Source organism: Paracoccus acridae, from assembly GCF_014642735.1.
Taxonomy (GTDB): Bacteria; Pseudomonadota; Alphaproteobacteria; order Rhodobacterales; family Rhodobacteraceae; genus Paracoccus; species Paracoccus acridae.
Map to the genome: position 1 here is coordinate 1 of NZ_BMIV01000050.1, position 3,084 is coordinate 3,084.

The 3,084-nt window shown below is 60.8% G+C and carries 3 protein-coding genes and 1 pseudogene; 2 read left to right on the forward strand and 2 right to left on the reverse strand.

The window, feature by feature from the left end; genetic code table 11:
* Positions 1–126 precede the first annotated feature (126 nt).
* Positions 127–405: pseudogene (locus IEX25_RS19500) on the reverse strand (transposase domain-containing protein); the annotation flags it as partial.
* Positions 406–537: 132 nt separating this feature from the next.
* On the opposite strand from IEX25_RS19500, the gene IEX25_RS19505 reads away from it, so the two are divergent.
* Positions 538–825 (forward strand): hypothetical protein, encoded by a 288-nt coding sequence (locus tag IEX25_RS19505; protein WP_188717368.1) that lies wholly within the window; start codon positions 538–540, stop codon positions 823–825.
* Positions 826–828: 3 nt separating this feature from the next.
* On the opposite strand, the gene IEX25_RS19510 is transcribed toward IEX25_RS19505, so the two are convergent.
* Complete coding sequence (locus tag IEX25_RS19510) at positions 829–1,800, reverse strand: glycosyltransferase (RefSeq protein ID WP_188717369.1); 972 nt, start codon at positions 1,798–1,800, stop codon at positions 829–831.
* 814 nt (positions 1,801–2,614) lie between these two features.
* On the opposite strand from IEX25_RS19510, the gene IEX25_RS19515 reads away from it, so the two are divergent.
* On the forward strand, positions 2,615–3,084 hold a 470-nt coding region (locus IEX25_RS19515), incomplete at its 3' end, for an IS110 family transposase (protein ID WP_188717371.1).

The following is a 3,084-nucleotide window of genomic DNA, read 5'->3' on the forward strand; positions in this document are numbered from 1 at the left end:
CACCGCCAGGCACGACCGTCATCTGGCGCGGCTTCGCACGCCTCGCTGATCTCATTGAAGGCGCACGCATCGCAACCAACCCAGGCATTTGTGGGTAACTGCAAGTAGCTGGACAGCACCTACTGCTCAACTTGACGGTTTGAAGTTCCAGGGCAGCAGATCGTCGAGCCGGCTTTGCGGATGACCGTTGGCGATGGCCTGCAGGGTTGCCTTGAGGTAGGCGAAGGGCTCGATGCCGTTGATCTTGCAGGTTTCGATCAGCGAAGCGATGCGACCCCAAGCGATGCCGCCTTCGTCATGGCCTGCGAAGAGCGCATTCTTGCGATTGAGGGCAATAGGACGGATCAGATTTTCGACCCGATTGGAGGCGATCTCGACGCGACCGTCCGCCAGGAAGGTCTGCAACGCGATCCTCAAAACTGGCCAGGCATGGCGGCCTCAAGTCGGCTGATAGACACAATTGCTAGCCATCTGCGAGGCAAATGAGGTCTCGGGGGGTAAAAGTTTGCCGATGACATTCTGGGTCACCTTGCGCAGGTGCATATAGTCGAGCGCCGCATCGTTGATAATGTAATCCTCACACACCCGGCCCGCAGCAGAGAGGGAAAGTTCAGCCGTGACTTCGAGCGGCCTGTGCGGAAGACGCTGAACTGGCTGCCGCCGATCTGCGTCTTGACTCCCTCACAGCGAGCATGGGGCTTCATCGACGACCAGAAATTACAAGGTTTCTGGCAAAAGCATACGAACCCTGTAGTTCAAAGCAAACAAAACCGCAGCTTCATTATGCGGATCAATGCTGTAGGAATTATCCAGACCGGACTATGATAGCTATCTGATGGGGCTGCTTGGCGTGAATTGACGCAGACGTCCCATGAAGGCCGCCGCGAACAGCGCGCTGGTTCCGGCCCCTGTCTGGCGATAAAGACCGATCCGCGCCATGTGCAGCGCAGCCAAAGGACCAGGCTGGCGCAAGGCCGTACCGAAACGGTCGAGAATGCGGCGGTTCTTGGGCAAGAGCTCCGCACGGGCCGCATTCAGGGCGGCGTGATTGGCCGCCAGCCAGCCGCCGTAATTGCCTGCCAGCAGCTTTCCGATGCGCTGCGACATCGCGCTCAGGGTGTCATTGCGCCCCACCATGCTGCGTGCGTGCTGGCGATAAAACAGCGCGGGCTGCGGATCGTGGATCAGCACCGCCCCTGTGCCCGCAGTGATCTGATAGGCCCACCAATCATGCGATTCAATATCCTCTGCCTGCGCCGCAGGCGCGCAACGGCGCAGGATCGAGGCGGCGGGCGCATTGAAGACCGATGTATTGCCCGCCATAATCGCCTGAACCAAGGCATTCCGAAAGCCCAAGGGGCGGCGAAAATGCCGCGCTTCGGCTACTGGGTTCAGATCGGCATCCGTGATGATGGTGCGTGCAGCATAATGGGCGGGGTTGTTATGCGGTGCCAGCGCAGTCAAGGCTCGAGCCAGCTTGTCAGGAAACCAGACATCATCTTGGTCGCAGAAGGCGAGGGGCCCATCCGGTGTGGCCGTGAGAAGGTGCAGGAAATTCTGCGTGGCACCCCGACGCGGCCCATCAATTAGCCGGACTTGGCCTGCTGGTCGCGAGGCCGCGAAATTGGCGACGATGCTCCGCGTTGCGTCATCGGATCCGTCGTCCGACACGATCAGCCGCCAGTTCCGATACGTCTGCGCGGCGATACTAGCCAGTTGCGCGCCGATGAAGCCGGCCCCGCGATAGCTAGCAAGCAGGATCGCAACAGGCTGGGTTGCGGCAAAAAGGGTCGGGTGCACCGGGAAGTCCTTGGATAGGCAGGACCATTTTTTATCCTGCCACTATGGCCGATGCAACCAGCCGCGCGCGCGGGCACCGACCTGCAGGCGATGGCCCAGGCCCGCTGGGCCTGTTGATTTCCACCCAGAAGTGACCCAGGCTTGGAGTGAACCCCTCGGGCTGAACCACAGGACCCTGAAAAACTGATACGCTGGACGGGCCTTGATCGGAGAAGGCCCATGACAACACGAGGTCCCTACCGCCGGCATTCGATGCCATTCAAGTTGCAGCTCTGCCAGGACATCCGCGCCGGCGTCCTCGGGCGGCGCGATGCGCAACGAAGCCACAACCTTTCCGCCAACCTCATCAGCTATGGCTCACGCAGTTCGACCGGGGCGAGCTGAATGACGAGGAAGCCGAGGCCAGCGTCATCGCCGAGTATGAAGCCCGCATTGCCGCGTTTAAGCGGAAGGTGGGTCAGCTTGTCTTATTCAGGAGGTGGCTCCTGAGGTATACAGGAGCCACTGCCCGCCACGCCATTTATGGCGGGCAGTGGCGGCGGTTGGATCGTCATCTGCTGGGTCNGTTCATCGATTGCTATCGGACCAAACATACTTGGGAAGTTTTACATTCCGCAGCTTGTCTTATTCAGGAGGTGGCTCCTGAGGTATACAGGAGCCACTGCCCGCCACGCCATTTATGGCGGGCAGTGGCGGCGGTTGGATCGTCATCTGCTGGGTCAGCAAGGACCGTTTGTGAGTTTGATCAACCGCCGTCTTCACCAGGGGCCTGAACGGATACGCGTGTTTGCGCCACGCATGACAAGCATAGGACATGGCGAAGATGACTGAACATACCATCGGCATCGACATCTCGAAAACCCATCTCGACGCCTTCCGTCTGGAAGACCAGGCGGCGCGGCAGTTCGAGAATGCGCCCCGGGGCTTCCGGGCCTTGATCCGCTGGCTCGGCCAGACGCCGGTCGCCCGCATCGTCTTCGAACCAACAGGGTCTTATCATCGGGCCTTCGAGACGGAGCTGTCGGGCAAGCTGCCGCTGGTCAAGGTCAATCCGCTGCAGGCTCGTCGCTTTGCCGAGGCATGCGGGATGCGGGCCAAGACCGATGCCGTCGATGCACGCCTCCTGGCCCGGATGGGGGCCGCCCTGAAGCTGGAACCGGATGCGCCCGCCGCGGAGCACCTGCTTGTGCTCAAAGACTTGCAGGTGGCGCGGACGGCACTGGTCAAGGAGCGAACCCGCCTGCGCAACCGCAGCCATGTGCAGCTCAATCCGATCCTGAAACG